Origin of the sequence: Dongia soli (assembly GCF_034044715.1) — a bacterium.
Classification (GTDB): Bacteria; Pseudomonadota; Alphaproteobacteria; order Dongiales; family Dongiaceae; genus Dongia_B; species Dongia_B soli.
Map to the genome: position 1 here is coordinate 1 of NZ_JAXCLW010000001.1, position 24,297 is coordinate 24,297.

General features: G+C 60.2%; 24 protein-coding genes, 1 pseudogene and 1 riboswitch. Of the genes and pseudogenes, 14 read left to right on the forward strand and 11 right to left on the reverse strand.

Annotation, left to right across the window (positions count from 1 at the left end; all coding sequences use genetic code 11):
• Positions 1-977: chaperonin GroEL (gene groEL / locus SMD27_RS00005; RefSeq protein WP_320506288.1), on the reverse strand; the 977-nt coding region annotated here is incomplete at its 3' end.
• A gap of 49 nt (positions 978-1,026) precedes the next feature.
• A complete protein-coding gene (gene groES, locus SMD27_RS00010; protein WP_320506289.1) occupies positions 1,027-1,347 on the reverse strand; it encodes a co-chaperone GroES in 321 nt (106 codons plus the stop codon).
• A 323-nt stretch (positions 1,348-1,670) separates the two neighbouring features.
• Between groES and SMD27_RS00015 the strand changes: the two genes are divergently transcribed.
• The 4 genes from SMD27_RS00015 to SMD27_RS00030 all read left to right on the forward strand — a co-directional run bounded on the left by SMD27_RS00015 (position 1,671) and on the right by SMD27_RS00030 (position 3,905).
• Positions 1,671-2,006 carry an usg protein gene (locus tag SMD27_RS00015; protein ID WP_320506290.1) on the forward strand — a complete coding sequence of 112 codons (336 nt, stop codon included), beginning with the start codon at positions 1,671-1,673 and terminating at the stop codon, positions 2,004-2,006.
• A gap of 165 nt (positions 2,007-2,171) precedes the next feature.
• Positions 2,172-2,753: a YqaA family protein gene (locus SMD27_RS00020; RefSeq protein WP_320506291.1), complete on the forward strand. Its 582-nt coding sequence runs from the start codon at positions 2,172-2,174 to the stop codon at positions 2,751-2,753.
• Between the two features lie 17 nt (positions 2,754-2,770).
• Positions 2,771-3,283 (forward strand): disulfide bond formation protein B, encoded by a 513-nt coding sequence (locus SMD27_RS00025; RefSeq protein ID WP_320506292.1) that lies wholly within the window; start codon positions 2,771-2,773, stop codon positions 3,281-3,283.
• A gap of 7 nt (positions 3,284-3,290) precedes the next feature.
• Positions 3,291-3,905, forward strand: a complete 615-nt coding sequence (locus SMD27_RS00030) for a demethoxyubiquinone hydroxylase family protein (RefSeq protein WP_379991184.1) — start codon at positions 3,291-3,293, stop codon at positions 3,903-3,905.
• Between the two features lie 226 nt (positions 3,906-4,131).
• Here SMD27_RS00030 and SMD27_RS00035 read toward each other — a convergent pair whose 3' ends face one another.
• Both SMD27_RS00035 and SMD27_RS00040 read right to left on the reverse strand, forming a co-directional pair.
• Positions 4,132-4,701, reverse strand: coding sequence for an HNH endonuclease (locus SMD27_RS00035; protein WP_320506294.1), 570 nt, complete (start codon positions 4,699-4,701; stop codon positions 4,132-4,134).
• Positions 4,702-4,887: 186 nt separating this feature from the next.
• Positions 4,888-5,544: an alpha/beta hydrolase gene (locus SMD27_RS00040; RefSeq protein ID WP_320506295.1), complete on the reverse strand. Its 657-nt coding sequence runs from the start codon at positions 5,542-5,544 to the stop codon at positions 4,888-4,890.
• Between the two features lie 180 nt (positions 5,545-5,724).
• Between SMD27_RS00040 and gluQRS the strand changes: the two genes are divergently transcribed.
• On the forward strand, positions 5,725-6,570 hold the full coding sequence (gluQRS, locus tag SMD27_RS00045; RefSeq protein WP_320506296.1) for a tRNA glutamyl-Q(34) synthetase GluQRS: 846 nt from the start codon (positions 5,725-5,727) through the stop codon (positions 6,568-6,570).
• Between the two features lie 32 nt (positions 6,571-6,602).
• Positions 6,603-7,292 (forward strand): TerC family protein, encoded by a 690-nt coding sequence (locus SMD27_RS00050; RefSeq protein WP_320506297.1) that lies wholly within the window; start codon positions 6,603-6,605, stop codon positions 7,290-7,292.
• A gap of 48 nt (positions 7,293-7,340) precedes the next feature.
• Here the strand turns inward: SMD27_RS00050 and SMD27_RS00055 are convergent, their stop codons facing one another.
• Together SMD27_RS00055 and SMD27_RS00060 are read right to left on the reverse strand one after the other, a co-directional pair.
• Positions 7,341-8,201, reverse strand: a complete 861-nt coding sequence (locus SMD27_RS00055; RefSeq protein WP_320506298.1) for a DUF4743 domain-containing protein — start codon at positions 8,199-8,201, stop codon at positions 7,341-7,343.
• Positions 8,198-9,055 (reverse strand): NUDIX hydrolase, encoded by an 858-nt coding sequence (locus SMD27_RS00060; RefSeq protein ID WP_320506299.1) that lies wholly within the window; start codon positions 9,053-9,055, stop codon positions 8,198-8,200. Before SMD27_RS00060 ends, SMD27_RS00055 begins: the two co-directional genes overlap by 4 nt.
• Before the next feature lie 543 nt (positions 9,056-9,598).
• Here SMD27_RS00060 and SMD27_RS00065 point away from each other — a divergent pair.
• On the forward strand, positions 9,599-10,318 hold the full coding sequence (locus tag SMD27_RS00065) for a retropepsin-like aspartic protease family protein (RefSeq protein WP_320506300.1): 720 nt from the start codon (positions 9,599-9,601) through the stop codon (positions 10,316-10,318).
• 11 nt (positions 10,319-10,329) lie between these two features.
• Here the strand turns inward: SMD27_RS00065 and bluB are convergent, their stop codons facing one another.
• The 4 genes and pseudogenes from bluB to metZ all read right to left on the reverse strand — a co-directional run bounded on the left by bluB (position 10,330) and on the right by metZ (position 14,870).
• A complete protein-coding gene (bluB, locus tag SMD27_RS00070; protein ID WP_320506301.1) occupies positions 10,330-10,989 on the reverse strand; it encodes a 5,6-dimethylbenzimidazole synthase in 660 nt (219 codons plus the stop codon).
• Between the two features lie 54 nt (positions 10,990-11,043).
• Positions 11,044-13,059 (reverse strand): protein meaA, encoded by a 2,016-nt coding sequence (locus SMD27_RS00075; RefSeq protein ID WP_320507517.1) that lies wholly within the window; start codon positions 13,057-13,059, stop codon positions 11,044-11,046.
• A 201-nt stretch (positions 13,060-13,260) separates the two neighbouring features.
• Positions 13,261-13,608, reverse strand: a pseudogene (locus SMD27_RS00080) (GFA family protein); the annotation flags it as partial.
• Between the two features lie 65 nt (positions 13,609-13,673).
• On the reverse strand, positions 13,674-14,870 hold the full coding sequence (gene metZ / locus SMD27_RS00085) for an O-succinylhomoserine sulfhydrylase (protein WP_320506302.1): 1,197 nt from the start codon (positions 14,868-14,870) through the stop codon (positions 13,674-13,676).
• Between the two features lie 76 nt (positions 14,871-14,946).
• Positions 14,947-15,021, reverse strand: a riboswitch (SAM riboswitch).
• A gap of 275 nt (positions 15,022-15,296) precedes the next feature.
• Between metZ and SMD27_RS00090 the strand changes: the two genes are divergently transcribed.
• Genes SMD27_RS00090 through SMD27_RS00100 form a run of 3 tightly spaced genes read left to right on the forward strand, consistent with a single transcriptional unit; the run spans position 15,297 to position 18,109 of the window.
• The gene (locus SMD27_RS00090) at positions 15,297-15,866 is read left to right on the forward strand and encodes a hypothetical protein (protein ID WP_320506303.1); all 570 of its coding nucleotides are present in this window, start codon (positions 15,297-15,299) and stop codon (positions 15,864-15,866) included.
• Entirely contained in the window at positions 15,859-16,590 is a 732-nt protein-coding gene (locus SMD27_RS00095) for a response regulator transcription factor (protein ID WP_320506304.1), read from the forward strand. Before SMD27_RS00090 ends, SMD27_RS00095 begins: the two co-directional genes overlap by 8 nt.
• Positions 16,583-18,109, forward strand: coding sequence for a sensor histidine kinase (locus tag SMD27_RS00100; protein ID WP_320506305.1), 1,527 nt, complete (start codon positions 16,583-16,585; stop codon positions 18,107-18,109). Before SMD27_RS00095 ends, SMD27_RS00100 begins: the two co-directional genes overlap by 8 nt.
• Positions 18,110-18,508: 399 nt before the next feature.
• Here SMD27_RS00100 and SMD27_RS00105 read toward each other — a convergent pair whose 3' ends face one another.
• Positions 18,509-19,678 carry an MFS transporter gene (locus SMD27_RS00105; protein ID WP_320506306.1) on the reverse strand — a complete coding sequence of 390 codons (1,170 nt, stop codon included), beginning with the start codon at positions 19,676-19,678 and terminating at the stop codon, positions 18,509-18,511.
• Positions 19,679-20,066: 388 nt separating this feature from the next.
• On the opposite strand from SMD27_RS00105, the gene ccrA reads away from it, so the two are divergent.
• From ccrA to SMD27_RS00125, 4 genes are read left to right on the forward strand one after another with little or no spacing between them, the layout of a single operon-like run.
• On the forward strand, positions 20,067-21,386 hold the full coding sequence (gene ccrA, locus SMD27_RS00110) for a crotonyl-CoA carboxylase/reductase (protein ID WP_320506307.1): 1,320 nt from the start codon (positions 20,067-20,069) through the stop codon (positions 21,384-21,386).
• A 10-nt stretch (positions 21,387-21,396) separates the two neighbouring features.
• On the forward strand, positions 21,397-23,070 hold the full coding sequence (locus SMD27_RS00115; RefSeq protein ID WP_379990858.1) for an acyl-CoA dehydrogenase family protein: 1,674 nt from the start codon (positions 21,397-21,399) through the stop codon (positions 23,068-23,070).
• Positions 23,071-23,075: 5 nt separating this feature from the next.
• The gene (locus SMD27_RS00120; protein WP_320506308.1) at positions 23,076-23,705 is read left to right on the forward strand and encodes a HutD/Ves family protein; all 630 of its coding nucleotides are present in this window, start codon (positions 23,076-23,078) and stop codon (positions 23,703-23,705) included.
• The gene (locus SMD27_RS00125) at positions 23,695-24,297 is read left to right on the forward strand and encodes a 2-hydroxychromene-2-carboxylate isomerase (protein ID WP_320506309.1); all 603 of its coding nucleotides are present in this window, start codon (positions 23,695-23,697) and stop codon (positions 24,295-24,297) included. The genes SMD27_RS00120 and SMD27_RS00125 overlap by 11 nt, the downstream gene beginning before the upstream one ends.

Below are 24,297 nucleotides of genomic sequence, written 5' to 3' on the forward strand. Positions count from 1 at the left end.
GTGATGACGACCTTCTTGGCCTTGCCCAGCATGTCGAGCGTGACGCTCTCCAGCTTAATGCCCAGGTCTTCGGAGATGACCTGGCCACCGGTCAGGATGGCGATGTCTTCCAGCATCGCCTTGCGGCGATCGCCGAAGCCCGGCGCCTTCACGGCAGCGACCTTCAGACCGCCACGCAGCTTGTTGACGACGAGCGTGGCCAGAGCCTCGCCTTCGACGTCTTCAGCGATGATCAGCAGGGGACGGCCCGACTGCACGACCGCTTCGAGAACCGGCAGCATCGCCTGCAGGCCCGAGAGCTTCTTCTCGTGCAGCAGGATGTACGGGCTGTCGAGCTCCGTGGTCATCTTCTCGGCGTTGGTGATGAAATACGGCGAGAGATAGCCGCGGTCGAACTGCATGCCTTCGACGACGTCGAGTTCAGTTTCCAGGCCCTTGGCCTCTTCAACCGTGATGACGCCTTCATTGCCGACCTTCTGCATCGCCTTGGCGATCATGTCGCCGATTTCGCGCTCGCCGTTGGCCGAGATGGTGCCGACCTGGGCGATTTCGTCGGAGGTCGAAACCTTCTTCGCGCGCTTCCTCACGTCTTCAACGACGGCTTCGACGGCATTGTCGATACCGCGCTTCAGATCCATCGGGTTGATGCCGGCGGCAACCGCCTTGGCACCTTCGCGCACGATCGCCTGAGCCAACACGGTCGCGGTGGTGGTACCGTCACCGGCGAGGTCGTTGGTCTTGGAGGCAACTTCGCGCACCATCTGGGCGCCCATGTTTTCGAACTTGTCGGCAAGTTCGATTTCCTTCGCGACCGTCACACCGTCCTTGGTGATGCGGGGAGCGCCGAAGGCCTTGTCGATCACAACATTGCGGCCCTTGGGGCCGAGGGTGACTTTCACCGCATTGGCGAGAATGTCGACACCACGCAGCATACGCTCGCGGGCATCGCCGCTAAAACGGACGTCCTTAGCAGCCATCTTTAAAACCTCTGTCTAGAATTTCTATCGTCGGGACGAAGGGGCGCCGTTAGGCGACCTTCTTCTTCGAGCCGGAAGCAGCGCCCTCGATGATGCCGAGGATGTCCGATTCCTTCATGATCAGCAGGTCTTCGCCATCGACGCGGACCTCGGTACCCGACCACTTGCCGAACAGGATGCGATCGCCAGCCTTGACGTCCAACGGCGTGACCTTGCCGTCTTCGGCCTTGTTACCGGCACCGACAGCCAGAACTTCGCCTTCTTGCGGCTTTTCCTTGGCGGTATCGGGAATGATGATGCCACCGGCCGTCTTTTCGACCGATTCAACTCGACGCACCAGAACGCGGTCGTGGAGCGGGCGGAACTTCATGGAGATCCTCCGTTTGCGTTAAAAAAATCCCGGAACCCTGCGGCGCCTCCTGGCTCCCGGTTTGACGGGTTGAGCCCATTAGCACTCACCGCAGGCGAGTGCTGACGATTTAGGCTTACCCCCACATTTCGTCAAGGGCACATCCGAGAAATTTGCATGGCGTTGCGCGCCCCCGCCCGCGCTCACTTAGCAGCACTCTCCCTGGACTGATGCTAACGTACTGAAAATATTGTGATTTTATGACTTCGTTAATGACCAGGGGCAGATACTGCAGATAAGATTAACAGCGTCGTGTCGTTTCCACGTTTATCCGGAGGCCGCTCATGACCCATCGTCCGTCCAGTAACCGACAATCCGATCCCAGAGAAGTCAGCCTGGGGCAGGCTCCCCGGGCCGATCGAGATTTCACGCTCCAACTCCGCGATTACCGCCTGACCACTGCGGAGATCCTCTATCACATGCCGGATCATCCCGGCCTGCTACAAACCTATGTCTGGCAGGATTACGATCTTGCCCCGCATTTTCCAGTCCTGCGCAAATTCCTCAACTTCTGGTCTCACAGCCTGGATGGCAAGCTGCATTCAATCTCGGTCACCAGCAATGCGCTCCTCCGCGCGCCGGGATGGCGCCAGGTAAACGATTTCCTTACCCTGCACTGAGGCCTCCCTCTCGAGCGACCGCGAAGCGCGGCAGCTTGCCGCTCGCCGCGCTTGCCCGCTGTCCATGACAGCCGGTGGCAAAGCTGCTACACCATCATCGTCCTGCCGATGGGTGCCGTTCCGCTGCCCTGACACGGGTATGGTCATTCATTTGCGAGCCGGGTTTTGCTGCGTCGACTCTATAATTGGATCATCTCGCTGGCTGAACATCCGCGCGCCCTCTGGGTCATGGCAGCGGTCAGCTTCCTGGAAAGCTCCTTCTTCCCGATTCCGCCGGACGTCATGCTGGTTCCCATGGTCCTGGCCAATCGGAAGCGCGCTTGGGCGATCGCCGCCACTTGTACCGTCGCCTCGGTTCTCGGCGGATTGCTGGGCTACGCCATCGGCTATAGTTTCAGTGAAACGCTCGGCTTGAAGATCGTCCAATTCTACGGGCTCCAACATGCCATGGAGTCTTTTCATGACATGTTCGCTCATTACGGTCTCTGGGTGATCCTCATCAAAGGCCTGACGCCGATACCTTATAAGATCGTGACCATCGCCAGCGGCATTGCGCATTTCGATCTGACCGTTTTCATTCTCGCCTCAATTCTCACGCGCGGCGTTCGGTTTTTCCTGCTCGCGGCCCTGCTTTATCGCTATGGGGAACCGATCCGAAATTTCATCGAAAAGCGCCTGACAATGGTGACAACGGTTTTCGCCGTCGCTCTGATCGGCGGGGTCATCGCCCTCCGCTACGTGTTCTGACAAAGAGGGTCATCGACATGCCTGCTGCGCGGTCCCGCTTCATCGAGACACCTGCCATCACCTGGTTTGTCACCGGCGGGGCTTTGGCTGCCTTATGCATTGCCTGGCTGGCGCAATATGCCGGTGGCCTGGCGCCCTGCGAATTGTGCTACATGCAGCGTTACGGCTATTGGGCGGTGATCATTCTCGGCCTCGTGACCATCACGCAGAACGACCGGCCCCAGCGCCGTGGTTTACTGCTGGCACTGATGGGTCTGGCATTGCTGGTCGTCGCCGGTATTGCCGTCTTCCATGTCGGCGTCGAGCACAAATGGTGGGAGGGCAGCACGGCCTGCGTCGGTGCCTCGACCGCCGGTGCCTCGACCGAGGAGTTGACCGAAGCGATCCTGAATGCACCGCTGGTTCGCTGCGACGTGGCCGCCTGGGAAATGTTCGGGATTTCCATGGCCGGTTACAATATCCTTTATGCGCTTGCTTTGGCGGCCTTGACCTTCCTTGGTGTCCGGCGCAGCCTAAGCGCTGCGAAGTGAGAACATGATGTCAGAGACAGAAAATCAAGCACCGGCCGCAACGGAACAATCGCCACCGATAGCGCCAACGGGACAGCAGACGGCGGAGAACCGACTCCCCGGCGACCTGACCCGCGAGCAACTGATCGAACGACTGATCCGCGTCGACCACGCGGGCGAATTCGGCGCGCGCCGGATCTATGAAGGCCAGTTGTCGGTTCTCAAGAACCATCCGGAAGCCGGCATCATTCGCCATATGCATGAGCAGGAACTGGCCCATCTCAAGGCCTTCGAGAAAATGCTGGTCGCGCGGCGGGTACGACCGTCAGCCTTGCATCCGATCTGGAATGTCGCCGGCTTCATGCTGGGTGCCGCCACCGCCATGATGGGGCCCAAAGCCGCGATGGCCTGCACGGTCGCGGTCGAGGAAGTGATCGACGAGCATTATCGGCAGCAGCAGGCGCAATTGGGCGAGGATGAAGCCGAGCTGAAATCGACCATTGAGCGCTTTCGCGCCGAGGAGGTCGAGCACCGGGATATCGGCATGGAACGTGGTGCGGAAGAAGCGACCGCCTATCCTTTGCTGACCGGCGCCATCAAAGCGGGCTCGCGCTTGGCCATCTGGCTGGCCGAACGAATCTAAGATTGCCTCTCCGGCGCGAGCATTGGGCAGGACAATACCCGCTCGAGGAATTTGCGAATCGCGCCACTGAACTGGCCGGCCGCTGCAACGGCGCGAAATGGCTGATCCCGGGCAACAGGACGAAGCCGGCACCCCCGAACAACGCAGCCGCGCCATGCGCCGCGAAATATCGAAGCTCGTCATCGGCAAGTCAGGATCGCGATACAATAGCGGTGGCCGGCAGCTGTCAGAGCGTCTCGGTCTCGAGCTCGATATCCCAGTAAAGGAAATCCCGCCAACTATGGTGCAGATAGTTTGGCGGGAAGGCTCTTCCATTCTCCTGCAGCTCGAATGTCGTCGGCTGCACTGGCCTCCGCCTGGGGAGCATGCCCGACTGGTGCGGCAGCCGGTCGCCCTTGATCAGGTTGCAGCTCTGGCACGCCGTGACGACGTTCTCCCAGGACGTCCGGCCGCCTTTGGAGCGGGGAATCACGTGGTCGAATGTCAACTCATGAGTCGGAAAATGTTCGCGGCAATACTGGCAGCGAAAACGGTCGCGCAGGAAAACATTGAACCGCGTGAAGGCTGGCCGACGTGATTGCGGAATGAATTCTTTCAGCGAGATGACGGAAGGAAGCCGCATCGTGAAGCTGGGGCTATGCACTTCCTGTTCATATTCCGAAATGATGTTGACCCGCTCGAGGAAGACCGCCTTCACCGCTTCCTGCCACGGCCACAAGGACAGCGGGAAGTAGCTCAATGGCCGGAAGTCGGCATTGAGAACCAGGGCCGGACAGGATTCAGGCGAAGCCAACACGCTGTCACACCTCCACGGAGAGGCGGCGCCAGCGGATGCGTTACGGCTGGCCGCCACGTTCCATCGCTAAGGTTTAACAGATAATCAGCTTTAGAACAAAACACAAGATGTGGGTCAAATACGCACGATAAAGATCACGATGTTGTCACGCGATCTCTGATGAGTTGTAACATGCGGAGGCCCGCCTTATCGGTCGGCAAGCCGCGCCTGCAGGAAAGCCGCACCCTTCTGCAACCCGATTTCATCGATGGAATGCGGCAGCCCCGGACGAATCTCGGTCGTCACTGTGATATCCACCGATTTCAATGCCGCTTCGGCCTGAGCCATGGCGTCGAACGGCACCACCGGATCGGCTGTGCCATGCACCAGCAGGACCGGCGGACGGGCGCGCACAGCTTCCGGCAATTCCTGGGGGCCGATCAAAGCGCCGGAATAGCCGACGATGCCGGCAACCGCTTTGGCGCGTCGCGGGCCGACATGCAACGACATCATCGTCCCCTGGGAAAAGCCGACCAAAGCGAGATCTTTATCCTGCAACCCGAATCGCGCGAGCTGCGCATCGAGGAAAGCGTCGAGAATGCCGGCCGCTGCCTTCACGCCACCGAGCTTCATCTGCATGTCGCGATTATCGAGGCTGAACCACTGGAAGCCATAGGGCGACATCTCGCAAGGAAACGGCGCATTTGGAGAGAGAAAGGCCGCATCCGGCAGCAGCGGGGCCCAGTAAGGTGCCAGGCTGATCAGATCATCCCCATTGGAACCATAGCCGTGAAGGAATACCACCAGTTTCTTTGGCGCAGCGCCGCTGCGCGGCGGCTGTTCCGGGCCCTGCAATTCAAGCATCTTTTCCCCATCTCTCCGCAGTCTGTCTGCACTCTTTCTAAGACCAATTATCCGTCCTGCCTAGCGACGAACGCCGCACGATCACCGGCCGCGGCGGCAGAATTGTTGCAGTACGATGCGATCTTGCCTATGGCTGAGAAGTGAAAAAGGGCCGATACGCCGAGAGATTGAAACAGCACGATGATTGTCACCCGATTCGCGCCCAGCCCCACCGGATATTTGCATCTCGGCCATCTCCATTCCGCGCTGATCGGCTGGCAAGCGGCGCGACAGGCCGGCGGACGTTTTCTTCTGCGGATCGAGGACATCGATACGGCACGCTGCCGGCCGGAATTCGAGCAAGCCATTATTGAGGATCTCGGCTGGCTTGGATTGGACTGGGACGGACCGATCCGGCGGCAATCGGATCATCTCGATGACTATCGGGGAGCCCTGGCGCAGCTTGGCGAGCGCGGTCTCATTTATCCCTGCTTTTGCAGTCGAAAGGACATCCTGGCGGCGGCCTCGGCGCCGCATGATGTTCCGTCATCCGAGGGGCCGATCTATCCCGGCACCTGCCGGTATCTGCCAGCGCATATCGTCGAGGAACGCCAGGCAAGGGGCGATCCCTATGCCCTACGCTTCGACAGCGGCAAGGCCGCTGCCCTGGCAGGCCCTTTGGCTTTTGAGGATCAGGAACAGGGCACCGTTACCGTCAAACCGGACTTGCTGGGGGATGTAGTTCTGGCCCGTCGGGATGCGCCTGCCAGCTATCATCTGTGTGTGACCATGGATGACCATTTGCAGGGAGTAACCCTGGTCACACGGGGTGTCGATCTTTTCTCCGCCACCCATGTCCATCGCCTGTTGCAGGCTGTTCTAGGACTTGCAGTTCCTGTATATCGCCACCACTTATTGTTGACCAATGCTCAGGGGCAGCGACTGTCAAAACGGGACGGGGCGCTGAGCTTGCGCCAGATGCGGGAGGACGGCCTGACGGCCGCCGAGATTCGGAAGCAAGCGGGGAAACCCGCATCGGTCAAATAAGAAGCTGATTTTAACTGATTACCGAGTAGCTGATGCCGACATTCAACGACTTCCTGCCGGAGCTGATCGCGCTGGGCCAGGTTATCCTGGTGGATTTGGTTCTAGCCGGAGACAATGCCATCGTTGTCGGCATGGCTGCGGCCGGCTTGCCGCGCCAGCAACGCAACCGCGCCATCCTGATCGGCATCGTTGCTGCCACCTTGTTGCGCGTGATCTTCGCCCTGATCACCAACCAGCTGTTGATGATTATAGGTCTGACCCTGGCTGGCGGCATTCTTCTGCTATGGGTTTGCTGGAAGTTCTGGCGCGAATTGATGCAGCAGCGCCGCGAGCGGCTTGAACTGAAAGCCCGCGAGCATCTCAGCACGGATGAAAGTATCGAGTTGTCGGAGCCACAGGAAGTCCTGCCGGGTGCGACACCGGGCAAGACGCTGCGGCAAGCGATCACGCAGATCGTGGTGGCCGATGTGTCGATGTCTCTCGACAATGTCCTCGCCGTCGCCGGTGCCGCGCGGGAACATACTTGGGTGCTGATTTTCGGCCTCGTTCTCTCTGTGGGCCTGATGGGCGCCGCCGCGACCTTGATCGCCAAGCTCCTCAAGAAGCATCACTGGATCGCCTATATCGGTCTGGCAGTGATCTTCTATGTCGCCTGCAAGATGATCTGGGATGGCTGGTTCGAAGTGGTCCCGCATATGCAGGAACTCACCGACTTCAAATAAAGCTGGTCGATCCGCCAGGTATGCTCGGGCGAATAGAAGGTAGGGTCGCTACCGCGGCGTCTGAAAGGCGGACAGGCCGATCGCCAGATCGGCATAGCCGGGCTGATCCGGTTTGAAATAGCCGTGCCGGACAAGAAAATCGATGACCACGGGAGCGACATTGAACTTGAAGGCTTCGCTGTCGCTCAGAATCGCCGCCACTTCTTCCAGCTCCATCAGACGGAACGAAGCGATCTCGCCATCGATATTGGTCGGCAGGAAATCCGCCGGCAATTCGAGATCGTAAAGAAAGAGCGTGTCCTGTCGCAGGAAGCCTTGATGCAGCATACGGTACGACATCGCGCCGACCGGGATCGCCCGCCGTGCCATCGCCTCCTCGATCCCCGCTTCTTCGGCACATTCCTTGACAAGATTGGTCATCGGATCCAGTCCGAAGGGCACACCGCCCGCGACCAGATTATCGAGTTTTCCAGGTTCGATCTGACGGTCAGGTGCACGCTGGCCGACCCAAAGCTTGATCCGCTCGCCATCCCGTACATAGCCGTTCATATGAACGCCATAGGCCCGGACGCCGAAGACCGGCACGGCAGCGCGTTCGAGACGCAGCAAGGGCGGCTGGCCATAATCGGCGACCACAGCGAATGACTCGTTGCGCCATCCCTGCACGATGCCGAGTTCCGCAAGGGCCCGGACCACTTCGCCGACCGCGGCGGTGCGATGATCAAAATCCGCCAGGTGCGATTGCAGGACGACGGCATCATCGCCAACCGCAAAGACACTGGGATAGCGCCTCAACGTATCGGCGACGTCATCCCGCAGCCAGCCGATCTGTGCCTTGCCGATGGACCAGGGGCGGAATCCAGTTAGATCGCTGATGGTGCAATGATGCAGACGCTCAAGAAAACTCATAATGGATCAAAAGCTATGGGACGGCGCAATCCGGCCACCAGATCGAGATAATCGGGATCGTCGGGTCCAAGATAGCCGTGGCGGATCAAAAGGTCGATCTTCACTAGGGCAATATCGTAACTGAATTCGTCCGTGTTCAGCAGGTTCTCGATGAGAGACTGAACCGGCATCAACTGGAATGCAACAACCTCGCCGTCCATATTGTTCGGCATGAAATCCGCCGGCAGATGCAAATCGTAATTGAACTGCAAGCCGACGCGCAGCCCCTCACCGGCCTCGATCGTCAAGGTGGTCAGGCTAACCGGCTTTGCCTGCCGGGCGATCTCGGCTTCGATGCCGGCTTCTTCCCAGCATTCCTTCACGAGATTATCCCAGACGGTGATCCCCATCGGCTGGCCACCGCCAACCACCAGATCCAGCATATTGGGATCCACCGGCTTATGCGCGGCGCGACGGCCGATCCACAGATGCAGATCCCGACCCTGGCCAACCAGCCCGTTGATATTGACGCCGTAGCTGAGAATGCCGAAAAGCGGTGTCCCCGCCCGTTCCATGCAAAGCAATGGCGGCTGGCCGAATCCCCGGTTGACGGGAAAAAGCTCGTTTCGCCAACCGGTGACAAGCCCGGCCTCGCGCCAGGCAGCAAGAACCTCCGCCATGGCTGCGCTGCGGCTCTCGAAATCGGCAAGGCCATCCTGCATTGCCACCCGGTCATTGCCGATGGCAAAGACCTTCGGGAAGGCGGCCAAATGGTCCATCCTGGTCCGGCGAACCCAGCCGACATGTTGATCGGCGACGATGAATTTCAGATATCGGGCGAAATCGACAGGCGGGTAGCGGCGAAACTGACGCATCAAGCTCGGACGGGCAGCGCACTTGTCCACTGTCTTTTCGGAAATTGCCGGTGTCGGGAAGTTTGCGTGATTCAAGCCGGGGCCCTTTCACAACGCCCTCAGGGTATCGAAGGCCAATGCCACGAGGCTGTCGCAATCCGGTCATGCCCCTGCCATGACGATCCGCGATATTGGTGGCCGTGCCGGTCGAAACAGATTTGGGATCCGGAACCGACCCTAATCCAGGAGCCGACAAATGCAACGACAAAAACGTCACGTTTTAAACATGGCCACGCTGAAACGGCTCTTTATGCTGTTGCCCAGCCGTTTGCCTGTTGCCGCGAATTGCAACGATCCTTTGCGAAACGGCAAACCGGCCTGACATTTTCGACTGTCGGCCATCACGGGGACCGTCGAAGGTAGTCCTTTCCAATCAAGTTTCCCTCCATCGCCTGTCCTTAGCCCCCTTTCCTTAGCTTCTTGTCCCTCCTGGCAACTCAGCCTATCCTGGTGCTAACGGACGAGCCCTGCCTACCAGGCAATTTTCGGATGGAGTTGGCGCGCATGCGCGCTTGGATGATTGCGGTTATCCTGATCGTCGCGACTGCCGCGCTGATTTTCCTGCTGAACAGCGCCTTCCCCGATGCTTTGCAAAATGACGACAACCAGATGCAGCTCTTCGCCTCTCTGGGCTGGCTTGTGCTGCTCGGCAGCAGCGTCGTCCTGCGCTTGCGCAGTCGGCCTGGCAGCAGTTTGCGCGCCTTGGCCGCCTGGGTCCTGATCTTCCTAGTCCTGGTTTGGGTCTACGCCTATCGTGTCGAGGCCATGGCGATCGGCCAGCGTCTGCTGGCGGTGCTGGTTCCCGGCCATGGCTATACGACGGTCAGCGCGAACAGCGACGGTACGGTCAGTGGAAAAGGCGAAATGCGCTTTGCCGTCAATCGCGACGGCCACTATCAGGTCAATGCCCGGGTCAACGGCACCTATGTCACCTTCCTGGTCGATACCGGCGCGACCGATGTGGTGTTGACCATGCTCGATGCCCAGCGGATCGGATTCGATCCCGATAAACTGCGCTTCACGCAGCGGGCGGAGACGGCCAATGGCGTTGTCCGCGCCGCGCCAGTCACATTGGATGAGATTGCCCTCGGCGCCATCGTCATTGGCCATCTGCCGGCCTCGGTGAATGAGGCGCCGATGTCCCAGTCGTTGCTGGGCATGCGGTTCCTCAATCAATTGAAATCCTGGCGGGTCGAGAATCAGATGCTGATCCTTCAGCAATAGCGCCGCTTGTCTCAGCGCTGCAGCACTTGGCGGCAGACTTCCGCCCGCGCCTGCCAGCCGGTCCGCTCCAGTTCCGGCGTGTCATGTTCCTCGGCCGGCCAGCCCAGGCAGAGATAAGCAACGAAACGCCAGGTTCCTGGGACCTTCAGCGTCGCGGTCGCCGCCTCGGGATCGAGTATCGAGATCCAGCCGAGGCCGACCCCATGAATGCGGCCGGCGAGCCACAGCGTATGAATGGCAAGTACCGTCGAATAGAGCAAGGTCTCTGGCATGGTGCGGCGTCCGAGGCCCTGCCCCTGTTCGGTCTCGGTATCGCAGAAGACGGCAAAATGGCGGGGCGCCTCGCGCAGGCCGGCCAGCTTCAGGCTGGCATAGAGCTGGGCTCTTTCTCCGCCGTAGCCGGCCAGAGCTTCGCGATTGGCAGTTTCGAAATTGGTGACGATGGCGGCGCGATTCGCTGGATCGTCGACAGTGACGAACCGCCAGGGCTGGGCATTGCCAACCGATGGGGCGAGACAGGCAAGGTCCAGCAATTCATCAACCAGACCGACCGGTAGAGGATCGGTGCGGAAATGCCGCACATCGCGCCGCCACCGCAGCAGCTCGCGAAATCGGGCGCGAAACTCCGTGGGGAAGCGCGGCGCCGGGGCGCGATGTGCGATATATTTCAAAATCTAGGTCTCACCCTCGGCGTTGATCCGGCGACATGGGTCCTGTGGCGTGGATCAAGCCGCCCTGGGCGCGACCTCCTCCACCAGGTTGACGATATCCGCCATGATGGCGGTCACGTCGTAATCCTTCGGCGTATAGACCCGGGCAACACCGAAAGCTGTCAATTGCGCGGCATCGGATGGCGGAATAATGCCACCAACCACCACCGGCACCGATTGCAGCCCGGCTTTCGCCAACCGCTCCATCACCTCGCGCACCAAAGCGACATGCGAGCCGGAAAGAATCGAAAGCCCGATCACATGCACGCCCTCTTCGAGCGCTGCATTGACGATCTGCGCCGGCGTCAGGCGAATGCCTTCATAGACCACTTCCATGCCGGCGTCGCGGGCCCGCACGGCGATCTGCTCTGCACCGTTGGAGTGGCCATCCAGTCCCGGCTTGCCGACCAGCATCTTGATGCGCCGGCCAAGGCGGTCGGATACTGTGTTCACGCGCTTGCGGACATCATCTAGATCGGCGCGGCTGACTTCGGTCATCGCCCGGCCGACGCCGGTCGGCGCCCGGTATTCGCCGAAGACCCGACGCAAGGTCTCACCCCATTCGCCGGTCGTGACACCGGCATGAGCGGCGGCGATCGAGGCTTCCATGATATTAGCCCCGCTGCGCGCATCGGCTTCAAGCCGGTCCAGTGCGGCTTTGACGAGACCGGCGTCGCGATTGCCGCGCCATTGCTGCAATTGGGCGATTTGTTCGTTTTCCGCCGCGTCATCCACTTTCAGGAAACCGCCATCGCTACCGGCAACCAGCGGCGATGGTGCGCTTTCGGTGAATTTGTTGACGCCCACCACAACCTGATCGCCACTTTCAATGGCAGCCAGACGACGCGCATTCGATTCGACCAGCTTTTGTTTCATATAGCTGGCTTCCACCGCTGCGACTGCGCCACCCATCGCCTCGATGCGCGACAATTCCTCGCGCGCCGCTTCCTTCAATTCATCGACCTTCGCTTTGACCGCATGCGATCCGTCGAAGATGTCGCCATATTCCAGCAGATCCGTTTCGAAGGCGACGATCTGCTGCAGACGCAAGGACCATTGCTGGTCCCAGGGGCGCGGCAGGCCCAACGCCTCGTTCCAGGCCGGCAATTGCACCGCTCGGGCGCGCGCATCCTTCGACAAAGTCACCGCCAGCATTTCCAGCAGAATGCGGTAGACGTTATTCTCCGGCTGCGGTTCCGTCAGGCCAAGGCTATTGACCTGAACGCCGTAGCGGAAGCGGCGCAGCTTGGTGTCCTCGACACCATAGCGATCTCGGCAGATCTCATCCCACAATTCGCCGAAAGCGCGCATCTTGCACATCTCAGTGATGAAGCGCAGACCGGCATTCACGAAGAAACTGATGCGGCCGACGACTTGGGGGAAATCTTCCGCCGGCACCTGGCCGCTGTCGCGGACATGATCCAGGACAGCTATTGCCGTTGCCAGCGCGAAGGCCAATTCCTGCTCCGGCGTCGCGCCCGCCTCCTGCAGGTGATAGGAACAGACATTGGTGGGATTCCATTTCGGAATTTCGCGATAGGTGAAGCTGATAACATCGGTGATCAGCTTCAGGCTCGGCTGCGGCGGGAAGATATAGGTGCCCCGCGACAGGTACTCCTTGATGATGTCATTCTGCACCGTGCCTTGCAGCACCGAGCGCGAAACACCCTGGCGCTCGGCCGCTGCCACATAAAGCGCAAGCAGCCAGGGCGCCGTGGCATTGATCGTCATCGATGTATTCATCTGATCGAGCGGCAAGCCATCCATCAGCGCCAGCATGTCGCCGAGATGGCTGACCGGCACGCCGACCTTGCCCACCTCGCCTTTGGCCAAGGGATGATCGGCGTCATAGCCGGTCTGAGTCGGCAAATCGAAGGCAACGCTGAGACCAGTCTGGCCGCGCATGAGGTTGGTGCGATAGAGCTGGTTAGAGGCCCGCGCTGAGGAATGACCGGAATAGGTCCGGAATAGCCAGGGCTGATCCCGCTTGGATCTCTGGTTTTTTGCCCGTTCGTCGGCCGGTTTCTTCATGTCTGTTCTCCCCATCCTCATGCTGCACCGCAATATAGCGGGGGAAGAAAGGTGACGGCAAGACAGCGCGGCTGCCTGAATAACGCGGAAACGACATCCGGCTCTTATCCGGCGGTCAGTCGGCGTCGTAAGGCGGATCTTCCGGCCAGCGCGGCAGGTGATGGACAAAGCGAGCCAAGAAACTTGCTTCGATGCCCAGCCATGACTACTTGGCGCCAGAGCATTCGCATCGTCCAGAGTACCCAACATCACGCCGACAGAGCGCTGCTCGTCATCGGTCATATAAATCGGTGTACCGCAGTCTCGGCAAAAATGCCTAGAGGCTATGCCGGATGACTTGAAGGTGGCGGCGCGGCCCTTGGTGATCTCAAACTGATCGACCGGCACCTGGGCCCAAGCCGAGACCGGCGCGCCGCTCCAGCGGCGGCACATATCGCAGTGACAATAATCGGTGGTCGCGTGGTCAGGTGTGAGGCGATAGCGAATGGCACCACAGAGACAACCGCCTTCGAGAATTTTATCGGCGTGATCCCTATCGGCCGGCGCCATCTACCTTCCCTTTCCGGTACCAGGCGCCAGCCGACATTATAGCCTGCTGCTTGCGCAGCTTCGCGTTAAGCGGCCTTCAGCGCCTCGAGCAGATCATCGAGCAGATCATCGACATCCTCAAGTCCGATCGAAAGACGGATCATGCCCTCGTCGATACCCTGCTTCGCCCGTTGCTCCACCGTCAGCCGCTGATGCGTGGTGGTCGCCGGATGGGTCGCCAGAGACTTCGAATCACCGAGATTGTTGGAGATCAGCACCAGCTTCAGCGCATTCAGGAAACGGAAGGCGGACGCCTTGCCGCCGGCCAAGTCGAAACCGACCATCGTACCGCCCGCCGCCATCTGCCGGCGTGCCAATTCCGCCTGGGGATGGCTGTCCAGCGTAGGATAATGAACCTGCTTCAGCTTGCTGTGTCCCTGCAGCTTCTGCGCGATCTTGAGGGCATTGGCGCTTTGCTTTTGCACCCGAAGTTCCAGCGTCTCCAGACCCTTCAACAGGATCCAGGCATTCATCGGCGAAAGCGATGGGCCGGTATGGCGGAGGAACGGCTGCAAGGTTTCTTCGATGAACTTGCGGCTGCCGAGGATGACACCACCCAGCGACCGGCCCTGGCCGTCGATATGCTTGGTCGCCGAATAGACCACGACGTCCGCGCCTTGCTTCAGCGGCTGCTGCAGCAGTGGCGTCGCGAAGACATTGTCGACCACCACACAGGCGCCGGCTTTATGGGCGAGTTCGGCCACCGCGGGCACATCGACCAGACGCAGACCGGGATTTGACGGCGTCTCGAGGAACACTGCCTTGGTCGGCTTGGAGAGGGCATCGCGCCATTGATTGAGATCCCGCCCGTCGACAAAGGCTGTCTCCACGCCCCATTTGGGCAGGATTTCCCCGACGATATACTGACAGGAACCAAATAGCGCATCGGAGGCGACCACCCGGTCACCCGCCTTCACTTGGCATGCCAGCGCAGCGAATACCGCCGCCATCCCGCTGGCCGTCGCCCGCGCCATTTCAGCACCTTCGAGCAGCGCCATGCGCTCTTCGAACATCGAGACGGTGGGATTCCCGAAACGGGAATAGACGAAACGCGGCTGGCTGTTGTCGAACGCCGCTTCGGCCTCCTCGGCGGTTTCATAGACATAGCCGGACGTCATGAAAATGGCTTCGGATGTTTCTTTATATTGCGACCGCAACTGGCCGCCATGCACCAGGCGGGTTGCCGGGCGCCAATTTGGCTGGATGTCTCGCTTGACCGTCATTCTCGCTTCTCCCGCCGGGCATCGATTCGCCCGGGCACTAACTGGGCACAAAAAAACCTCGACCGGACAGGTCGAGGTGATATGCCTCTTGACCTTTTAGCTGCTTGTTTAACGTGGCCGCAATCCGGTTCAAATCACCACGAACGGAGGGAAGTATTCATGCAGCAGGACGATTGTCAACAGGCGCCGGCAAGATCGGCTGTATCACCGTTGCGTGACCCGGCCGCTATGCGTCGATATCCCCTTGTGAAGCGCAAAGTATTGTGCAGCATCTCCCGTGGGTATCCACTTCAGGTTGTCCTGGATCAGGCAATTGTGGATTTCGGTTACACAAGAAGGTTAAAAATGCCGTCCATTGCCGTTCCTCGGTAGTTAAGCAAGAATACGGACATGCAAGATCCGACACCACCCTCGATATCCCGCCCCTTGAGCCGATCAGATGCGCGGTCGGCCTGGCTTCGTCGCTGCCGGCTGGTGAGCCATAGTCTCGTGCTTTTGTCGCTGGCCGGTTGCGACAGTTCTGTTTTTCCGTGGCTGCCGGTGGAGCCGATGCCGGCCCAACAGGCGTCGAAAGCCGGGGAGCCCAGCGTCACCCGGGGCAAACCTGCTTCCAGCCCCTCGACGACCCGAACCAAGGCGACCAAGCCAAAAGCAAAAAAACAGACCACGTCCAATCCGGCAGCAGCGGCACCGAGCGAACCAGCAACACCTGAACCGACGGAAGAGGCACCCCCGCCCCCGGCAGCCGGCCAGCCCAATGACATGATCGGCCAGAACGAGGCCGGCATCCGGTCGCTGGTGGGCGATCCCGCGACCACCCGGAACGAGGGATCGACCACGGTCTGGTCTTACCGGAAAGAGGGATGTGCCTTGGACCTTTTTCTATTCTACGACGTTAAGACGGGTGAACGTCGGGTCCTGACCTATGAAATAAAACCGGAATCGACGGACAACAACGCTATACAGGTTTGTTACGACAAGTTCCGCAATGTCTAAAGCCGCGCCCCCAATCATTGTCGTTGTCGATGATGACGATCTTTTTCGTCCCTTGCTGGTCGGCAATCTGCGCGAAGCCGAATATGAGGTCAGCGATTTTCCGGCACCGGATGCCCTGCTTCAGCACCTGAAGCAAAATGTCATTGAGGCCGATCTATTTATCCTGGACTGGAAGATGCCGGGCATGACCGGTTTCGAGTTGCTGAAGGAACTACGAGACTTGGGCATCGCCACGCCGGCTTTGTTCCTGACTTCCCTCGACGACGTGCTTTATGAAGAATCCGCCTTGCGCGAAGGTGCTGCGGATTTCGTCGGCAAGACCCGCAGCTTCGCGATTTTGCGTCACCGCATTGAACGGATCCTCGGCGCGCTGCCCGCCAATCCTTCGACCAGCCCGGCAGCGCCAGCCAATATCGGTGCCCTGACCCTGGACAGCGCACAGCATCGCGTTACGTGGCGCGACAAAGTCGTCGAGTTGACCCTGGGCGAATTTCGGGCCGTGGAACTGCTGGCCACATCCGGGCGCGATGTTAGCTATCGTGAAATCTACGACACCATGCGGGGGGAAAATTTCATCGCCGGGGCCGGGCCGGAAGGCTACCGTGCCAATGTTCGCGCCCTGGTGAAACGGATCCGACAGAAATTCACCGAAGCGGATAGCGGTTTCACCGCCATCGAGAATTACCCCGGTTACGGCTATCGGTGGAAGTCGGGCAATGCATAGAGTTTTGCGGCTTTTTGGGGGATCGCTCACCGCAAAGCTTCTGCTGCTGGCCATTGTCTTTCTGGTTGTGCCGGCGATCCTCTATGGCCGGTTCGAAAACGCGGATCGCGAACGCCAGGAATTGCTGCTGCGAAATCTGCAGATCCAGGGCCGGCTGGTCGCGCAAAGCCTGGAAACCGGGTTGCGGTCTTTGGGTCCCAAAGCTGTGGTCGAGGCCGCGAAGGTGGTCGATGAACTGGGCCGCGGCGAATTGCGCATCAAATTGCTGCTGCGCCCGACCGGCCAAGGCGACAGCTTCTATTATGTCGCCTCCAGTCCGCATGTCGATGCTGGCTATTTAAAGGCCGAGCAGCAGAGCCTTACCGATACCGGCGTTCTCTCCCATGTCGAACAGAGCTGCGGGGGAAATCAGCCACTTTCCACCCAGTTCACCACCCCATCGGGTCAGATCGAGCTGCTCACCTCGATCACGCCCTTCTATACCGATCTCGGTTGCTGGGCCGTCATCACCGCTTACGCCCAGAGCGATCTCGCCGGCGCCTCGTTGACACAACCTTTCGCCCAGACGCCGGCTGTCCGTTTGGCCGCTTTGTTTTATGGCCTGATCGCCGTTCTGTTCCTGATCCTCGGCGGCACCATGTGGTTGAGCTTGCGGCGCTTTGCCGATCTCGCCCGGCAGATTCGCCGCGGCCGCACGCCGGTCGGCCGATCCTTCGCAGAAGCCTCGCCCGTGCCCGAACTGGCATCCGTGGCTGGCGAGTTCGATCGGCTGGTCGCCACCCTCCACGCCTCGGCCCGCAGCATCCGGGATGCCGCGGAGGAGAATGCCCATGCCTTCAAGGCGCCGCTGGCGGCAATCGCCCAATCCCTCGAGCCGCTCCGACGGCTGACCGAGAATGAGCCGCGCGGTCAACATGCCGTGCAGGTTATCGACCGGGCGATTACCCGGCTGGACGGCCTGGTCGCCGCCGCCCGCCGGGTGGACGAGACCATCGCCGAACTGATGAATGCACCGCGTCAGGCGGTCGATCTCAGTGCTCTGCTGCAAAACATGACGCGCGGCTTCAACGATTCGCAAGGAACCCTCCCGGCCCATCAACGCGTGCGTGTCGAAGTGACCGCGAGCCAGCGCGTGCGGGTCGCCGGGACGGAAGAAGCAATCGAAACAGTTGTCGAAAACCTGTTGGATAACGCCATCAGCTTTTCCCCCGCCGGTGCAACAGTGCGGGTACAGTTGCAATCCAAAGGCGGTGTCGCCCGCATGACCATTGAAGATCAGGGTCCCGGCGTTGCGCAGGAAGACCTGGAACGTATCTTCGAACGGCATTTTTCCCATCGCAGCGAAAGCCCCGCCTTCGTCAACGGCGAGGTTCTGGGTTCCGACACGCATTTCGGTATCGGCTTGGCGATTGTTCGACGCAATGTCGAGCTGATGGACGGCTCCGTCATCGCCGAGAACCGCGCCGAGGGCGGCCTGAAGGTAACGGTACGGCTTCCTGTCGCGGCGCCAACCAGCTGACCGCAATCCTTGTGACGAGAACGCTTTCTTATTTCGCCAGTTACGTCACAGCTTTGTCACAGTTTTGATGCAAGCCTAACGGCGCCCTCCCCTCCTAGCTTAGAGCGAGACAGTTAGCTGCATCCTCGCGTATGCGAGCTAAGCGGCTTTCAGTCGTTAAATTTAGCGATCGCAACCACTACAGAGGAGCTAGATCGTTTCACCAGCGCCACGGACTTCGCCGTCGAGCCCCCAACATGACCGAAGTCCGATATGCGCGTCCCAGAGCCGGTCCCAGCCGGCCATTTCCCAACTATCCGGATTGGATCTCGTCCGGCTCGTGACCTTCGAGATCTGTGCTGGAAGCCGGCCTCCCAGGGCCGGCTTTTTTTGCCTGCATTCCACCTCTGAGAGGCTTGTTTAGACCGGTGCGAGACTGGCGACGGCACGCCGCCGATCGATGCTTCGCGAAGCGAGGCATAGGAGAAGCGCGCAGAGGGCGAGGCCGGCACCTACCCATGGCAAAGCCGCATAATCGAGACCTAATGTCAGCGCTGTACCGCCAATCCAGGCGCCGCTCGCATTGCCAAGATTGAAGGCACCCTGATTCAGCGTGGAGGCGAGATTGGGCGCGTCGCGCGCCTTATCCACAACGCGAATCTGCAGCGGCGATACCAAGGCAAAATCGATCATGCCCCAGACGAAGATCGTGACAATCGCCGGCCAAGTGAAGTGGCTGGTGAAAGCGAAGATCGCGAGCACAGCCGCCAGCGACCCGAGCATGCCGATCAAGGACGGCATCAGTTTCCAATCCGCGAGACGGCCGCCGAAAATATTGCCGACAGTGATCCCGACGCCGAAGAGAATAAGCACGCCTGCCACCGTCCTCGGATCAAGGCCCGTTACATTCCGCAACAACGGCGTTATGTACGTGAAGACGCTGAACAGGCTGGCGGAAGCGACAACACTCATTGCCATAGCCAGCAGGACCTGCACATCGCCGAGCACCCGGAACTCGCGCGACAGGCTGCCCGCCTCGTGACGGATCCTTGCCGGCAGACAGATGGCGAGCGAGATGGCGGCGATGCAATTGATACCGACCACGGCCCAGAAAGTCGCCCGCCAGCCGAGCATCTGGCCCAGCGCCGTGCCCGCCGGCACCCCGAGAATATTAGCGATGGTCAGCCCCGCAAACATCAAGGCAATTGCCCTTGCCCGTTGTGTGGGCGGCACGAGATCGGCCGCAACGACAGCGCCGATGCCGAAAAAAGCCCCATGGCAGAAAGCGGTGACGACACGCGCCGCCATGAGAAATCCATAAGTCGGCGCAATCGCGCAGAGCAGATTGCCGATGATAAAGACGCAGGTGAGGCCGATCAGCGTGGTCTTGCGCGGCAGCCGATTGGTGATCATGGCCATGATCGGTGCGCCCACAACCACACCCAGCGCATAGCCCGTAACCAGCAGCCCGGCGGCCGGAATAGTGACCCCAAGATCGGCCGCCACGTCGGGCAGCAATCCCATGATGACGAATTCGGTGGTGCCGATGCCGAAGGAGGCAATGGCCAGAGCAAGAAGCGGCAGCGACATTGATCGATCCGAAGTCGAGGGGATTAAGGAAGATGAACGCCCTTATCCTAGCAGGATGGTGCGTCGCAACAATGACAACGGTTTCAGCCCCGTCATGCGGGAACTTCAACCCATTGTGACCGAATCCGGTCGATTTTAGACAACGGCGCTCGCGCATTTCTGGCAATCTGTTGGCGGGAAGATGATCGGTCAGTCTGGGTGATGGCGGCCGAGAGAAATAAAATTACAATAACTCCATGCGTCACGCTCAATTGATGCGTCGCTGTTGCCGGTAACGCACATTTATGACAAATCATCGTTGCGCTTCCGCATCTGCGAAGGCATCATGGCCGTAATGCTGCGACCGCGAAGAAGCAGCGACATCGACAAGAACAAGGGGAATGAAAAGATGACCGATACGGCGAAGGTTGTTCCACTGCATCAAGGTACCAGCGCGACGCCCGGCGGCGCGAACGCCGGGGGCCGGCCGGTGAAGGACCTTTATGAAATCGGCGAGATTCCGCCCCTCGGCCATCTACCCTCCAAAATGTATGCCTGGGCCATTCGCCGCGAGCGCCACGGCCCGCCGGAACAGGCGATGCAGGTCGAGGTGGTGCAGACGCCAAAGCCCGACAGCAACGAGGTCGTGGTGATGGTGATGGCCGCCGGCGTCAATTACAACGGCATCTGGGCCGGCCTCGGCAAGCCGATCTCGCCTTTTGACGTGCATAAGGCGGAGTTCCATATCGCCGGCTCCGATGCGTCCGGCATCGTCTGGGCCGTCGGCTCGAAAGTGAAGCGCTGGAAGGTCGGCGATGAGGTCGTCATCCATTGCAATCAGGATGACGGCGATGACGAGGAATGCAACGGCGGCGACCCGATGTTCTCGCCCAGCCAACGCATCTGGGGCTATGAGACACCGGATGGATCCTTCGCGCAATTCACCTGCGTGCAGGCCCAGCAATTGATGCCGCGCCCCAAGCATATCACCTGGGAAGAGAGCGCCTGTTATACGCTGACCCTGGCAACTGCCTATCGCATGCTGTTTGGCCATCGTCCGCATATCCTGCGGCCCGGCCACAACGTGCTGGTCTGGGGTGCCTCCGGCGGCCTGGGCTCCATGGCGATCCAGCTCATTGCCACCGCGGGCGCCAATGCGATCGGCATCATTTCCGATGAGAGCAAGCGCGATTTCGTCATGGCGCTGGGCGCCAAAGGCGTCATCAACCGCAACGACTTCGATTGCTGGGGCCAGTTACCCGATGTCGACGACACCGAGGGCTACAACGCTTATATGAAAAAGTGCCGTGAATTCGGCAAGGCGATCTGGAATATCACGGGCAAGGGAGTCGATGTCGACTTCGTCTTCGAACATCCCGGCGAGGCGACCTTCCCGGTTTCTTGCTTCGTGGTGAAACGTGGCGGCATGGTGGTCTTCTGCGCCGGCACGACCGGCTACAACCTGACCATGGATGCGCGTTTTGTCTGGATGCGGCAAAAACGCATCCAGGGCAGCCATTTCGCCAATCTGCTGCAAGCGGCCCAGGCCAATAATCTGGTGGTCGAGCGCCGTATCGATCCTTGCATGTCGGAAGTATTCGGCTGGAACGACATTCCGATGGCCCATACCAAGATGTGGAAGAACCAGCACAAGCCGGGCAATATGGCGGTGTTGGTGCAGGCCAAGCGCCCTGGCTGCCGCACTTTGGAAGATGTGATCGAGGGCTGAGGACCACTTCATGCCCCATGCGCAAGTGAAAACGGCGGCGCCGGCCGCCGTGATCGACAGCCTTCTGCCCGCTTGCCGGGCAGGATTGACGGCCGCCGAAACCATGCTGGACGCCGCGAGATCACGTCTGGTCACCGATGTGACGAGCGGCGGCAAGATCGATGCGCGCGCCTTCGACGCGGCTCAATTCGCCGCCCACGGCTTTGCCTGGATGGCCACCTATGTCGAAGCCCTGCGGCAGATGCTGGACTGGGCGGAACGCCTGCAAGCGAGCGACCGCCTGCGCGAAACCGAGCAATTGATCCTGCAAATCGGCTTCGGTGAATATCTGGCCCAACTCAGGGGCGGGCTGGCGATGAGCCAAGGCGAGATTGTCCGGCCAAGCGATCTTGGCCTGACCGCACATGAGCTGGCTCATCTCGATCCGGCCCGGAATCTGATCGAGCAGGGCAATAGCAGCATTGCCCGATCACGCCTCGCCGAGCTCATCGCGGAAGGCAATTTTGGCGAAGCGGCCCTGGATGACGATACGCTGCTGATGGTGCAGGAGCAGTTCCGTCGCTTTGCTGAAGATCATCGTGAAGCCGCGCATCAATGGCATCTCAAGGACGATCTCATCCCGCTGACGGTCGTTCAGCAGCTCGCTGAGATGGGTGTCTTCGGCCTGACAGTGCCGGAAGAATTCGGCGGCGCCGGCCTCGGCAAGCTGGCCATGTGCGTCGTCACCGAAGAACTGTCGCGCGGCTATATCGGCCTCGGCTCCCTCGGCACCCGTTCGGAAATTGCCGCGGAACTGATTCGGCTCGGTGGCACCGAGGCGCAGAAGCGGAAATGGCTGCCGAAGCTGGCTTCCGGCGAAATCCTGCCGACGGCAGTTTTCACCGAACCCAATACTGGATCGGATCTCGGCTCACTGCGCACCCGGGCGGTTAAGGACGGCGACATCTATCGCATCACCGGCAATAAGACCTGGATCACCCATGCCGCCCGCACCGATGTCATGACCCTGTTGGCCCGCACCGATCCGGAGAGCAAGGATTATCGCGGCCTTTCCATGTTCATCGCCGAAAAGCCGCGCGGCACGCCGGAGAACCCCTTCCCGGCCAAAGGCATGACCGGCGGGGAAATCCCCGTCCTCGGCTATCGCGGCATGAAGGAATATGAGCTCGGCTTCGACGATTTCGAGGTCAAGGCCGAAAACCTGCTGGGCGGCGCCGAAGGCGAAGGCTTCAAGCAGTTGATGGCGACCTTCGAATCGGCGCGCATTCAGACGGCCGCCCGGGCGGTGGGCGTGGCGCAATGTGCCATGGAACTCGGTTTGAAATATGCCTGTGAGCGCATCCAATTCGGCAAACCGCTGATTTCCTTCCCGCGCATCGCCGGCAAGCTGGCCTGGATGGCGGTGGAAACGATGATGGCGCGCCAGCTCACTTATTTCGCCGCGCGCGAAAAGGACAGCGACCGGCGCTGTGATATCCCGGCCGGGATGGCGAAACTGCTTGCGGCACGCGTCGCCTGGAGTAACGCGGATAATGGCCTGCAAATTCACGGCGGCAACGGTTATGCTCAGGAATATCCGATCAGCCGGGTGCTCTGCGATGCCCGCATCCTGAACATCTTTGAAGGGGCTGCGGAAATTCAGGCGCAAGTGGTGGCCCGCGGCCTTCTCAGCGGGCGGAACTGAGATAGATGCAAATTACGTCCCTCCCTTTTGCCAATTATCGCCGTGTACCCTGGCGCAATGGTGGCGGCCAGGCGATGGATATTGCCGTCGAGCCAGCGGTCGCCGGCAGTGCCGATGATTTCACCTGGCGCGTCGCTTTAGCGGAAATCGACCGGGACGGCCCGTTTTCCGTCTATGGGAAAGGGGTCGAGCGGATCATCACCTTGTTGGATGGCGAGGGCTTCGATCTCGACATTACCGGAGGTCCGGGGATCGTGGTGCATGAGCGGCATATGCCGGCGCGGTTCAGCGGCGACAAGCCGACAACCTGTCGCCTGCGGAATGGCCGTTGCATCGTGTTCAATGTTATGCATGACGTTCGATATTCGGCCCAGCTCAATATCATTACGCCGCTGCCGAACCATCCCTTGATCTTCAGCCCGCCGGGCCGGACGACCGTGCTGTTCTGCCTGCTCGGCAGTTTCGATATCAAGTTCGAGGATGACGGCCATTCCCTGAAACCCTGGGATAGCCTGCGGCTCGATCTCGCCACGGGCGAAGCGCCCCTGCTGACGCTGACCTCGCTGGCCGCGGATTCCCGCTTGCTGCTCGTCGGTTTTGAGCCGGCTGAAGAGGCTGCCTCACATGCAGGTTGACTTTTATTACGCCATCGACAGCCGATATTCATATCTGGCTGCCACACAAATCCCGTCTTTGGAGACGGAGTTTGGCGTCACCATTGGCTGGAAGCCGTTGCAATTCGATGCGTTGATGAAAGCACGGGGCGATCATCCTTATGACGGGCGCGCCCGGAATGGCCAATATGACGCCACTTATCGCAACGTCGATGTGCATCGCTGGGCCAACTACTACAAGGTGCCCCTGGTCGAGCCGGATTGGGACGGTATCTGGGACCGGATCGCCTTAGCGGCCGTGGCCGCCTTGCGTTTCGACGTAGGTCAGATCATGAGCTTCGCGCTTTTTGGCGCGGTCATGCAGGATCAGGCTACACCCAAAAGCGATGGCGATATCGCCCATATCGCCAAACGGGCCGGCCTTGATGGCGACAAGATCGTTGCCGCCATCGATGAGCCCGAAACGGTCCAGCTGCATCAACAGCATCTCGCCGATGCCGTGGCGCTTGGCATCTTCGGTGTGCCGAGCTTCGTCATCGGCAATGACGTCTTCTGGGGAAATGACCGCCTCGTCCTGCTGCGCCATCGCCTCAACAGCCGGGTGCTTTTATAA

Excerpts from the sequence above, each read along its gene's own strand:
- SMD27_RS00055 (WP_320506298.1), bottom strand. The coding sequence starts at position 8,201 with ATGAGTTTTCTTGAGCGTCTGCATCATTGCACCATCAGCGATCTAACT.
- SMD27_RS00115 (WP_379990858.1), top strand. The coding sequence starts at position 21,397 with ATGCCCCATGCGCAAGTGAAAACGGCGGCGCCGGCCGCCGTGATCGAC.
- SMD27_RS00050 (WP_320506297.1), top strand. The coding sequence starts at position 6,603 with ATGCCGACATTCAACGACTTCCTGCCGGAGCTGATCGCGCTGGGCCAG.
- metZ (WP_320506302.1), bottom strand. The coding sequence starts at position 14,870 with ATGACGGTCAAGCGAGACATCCAGCCAAATTGGCGCCCGGCAACCCGC.
- SMD27_RS00065 (WP_320506300.1), top strand. The coding sequence starts at position 9,599 with ATGCGCGCTTGGATGATTGCGGTTATCCTGATCGTCGCGACTGCCGCG.
- SMD27_RS00100 (WP_320506305.1), top strand. The coding sequence starts at position 16,583 with ATGCATAGAGTTTTGCGGCTTTTTGGGGGATCGCTCACCGCAAAGCTT.
- SMD27_RS00040 (WP_320506295.1), bottom strand. The coding sequence starts at position 5,544 with ATGCTTGAATTGCAGGGCCCGGAACAGCCGCCGCGCAGCGGCGCTGCG.
- gluQRS (WP_320506296.1), top strand. The coding sequence starts at position 5,725 with ATGATTGTCACCCGATTCGCGCCCAGCCCCACCGGATATTTGCATCTC.
- ccrA (WP_320506307.1), top strand. The coding sequence starts at position 20,067 with ATGACCGATACGGCGAAGGTTGTTCCACTGCATCAAGGTACCAGCGCG.
- SMD27_RS00125 (WP_320506309.1), top strand. The coding sequence starts at position 23,695 with ATGCAGGTTGACTTTTATTACGCCATCGACAGCCGATATTCATATCTG.
- groES (WP_320506289.1), bottom strand. The coding sequence starts at position 1,347 with ATGAAGTTCCGCCCGCTCCACGACCGCGTTCTGGTGCGTCGAGTTGAA.
- SMD27_RS00015 (WP_320506290.1), top strand. The coding sequence starts at position 1,671 with ATGACCCATCGTCCGTCCAGTAACCGACAATCCGATCCCAGAGAAGTC.
- SMD27_RS00075 (WP_320507517.1), bottom strand. The coding sequence starts at position 13,059 with ATGAAGAAACCGGCCGACGAACGGGCAAAAAACCAGAGATCCAAGCGG.
- SMD27_RS00025 (WP_320506292.1), top strand. The coding sequence starts at position 2,771 with ATGCCTGCTGCGCGGTCCCGCTTCATCGAGACACCTGCCATCACCTGG.
- SMD27_RS00030 (WP_379991184.1), top strand. The coding sequence starts at position 3,291 with ATGTCAGAGACAGAAAATCAAGCACCGGCCGCAACGGAACAATCGCCA.
- SMD27_RS00095 (WP_320506304.1), top strand. The coding sequence starts at position 15,859 with ATGTCTAAAGCCGCGCCCCCAATCATTGTCGTTGTCGATGATGACGAT.
- SMD27_RS00105 (WP_320506306.1), bottom strand. The coding sequence starts at position 19,678 with ATGTCGCTGCCGCTTCTTGCTCTGGCCATTGCCTCCTTCGGCATCGGC.
- SMD27_RS00060 (WP_320506299.1), bottom strand. The coding sequence starts at position 9,055 with ATGCGTCAGTTTCGCCGCTACCCGCCTGTCGATTTCGCCCGATATCTG.
- SMD27_RS00120 (WP_320506308.1), top strand. The coding sequence starts at position 23,076 with ATGCAAATTACGTCCCTCCCTTTTGCCAATTATCGCCGTGTACCCTGG.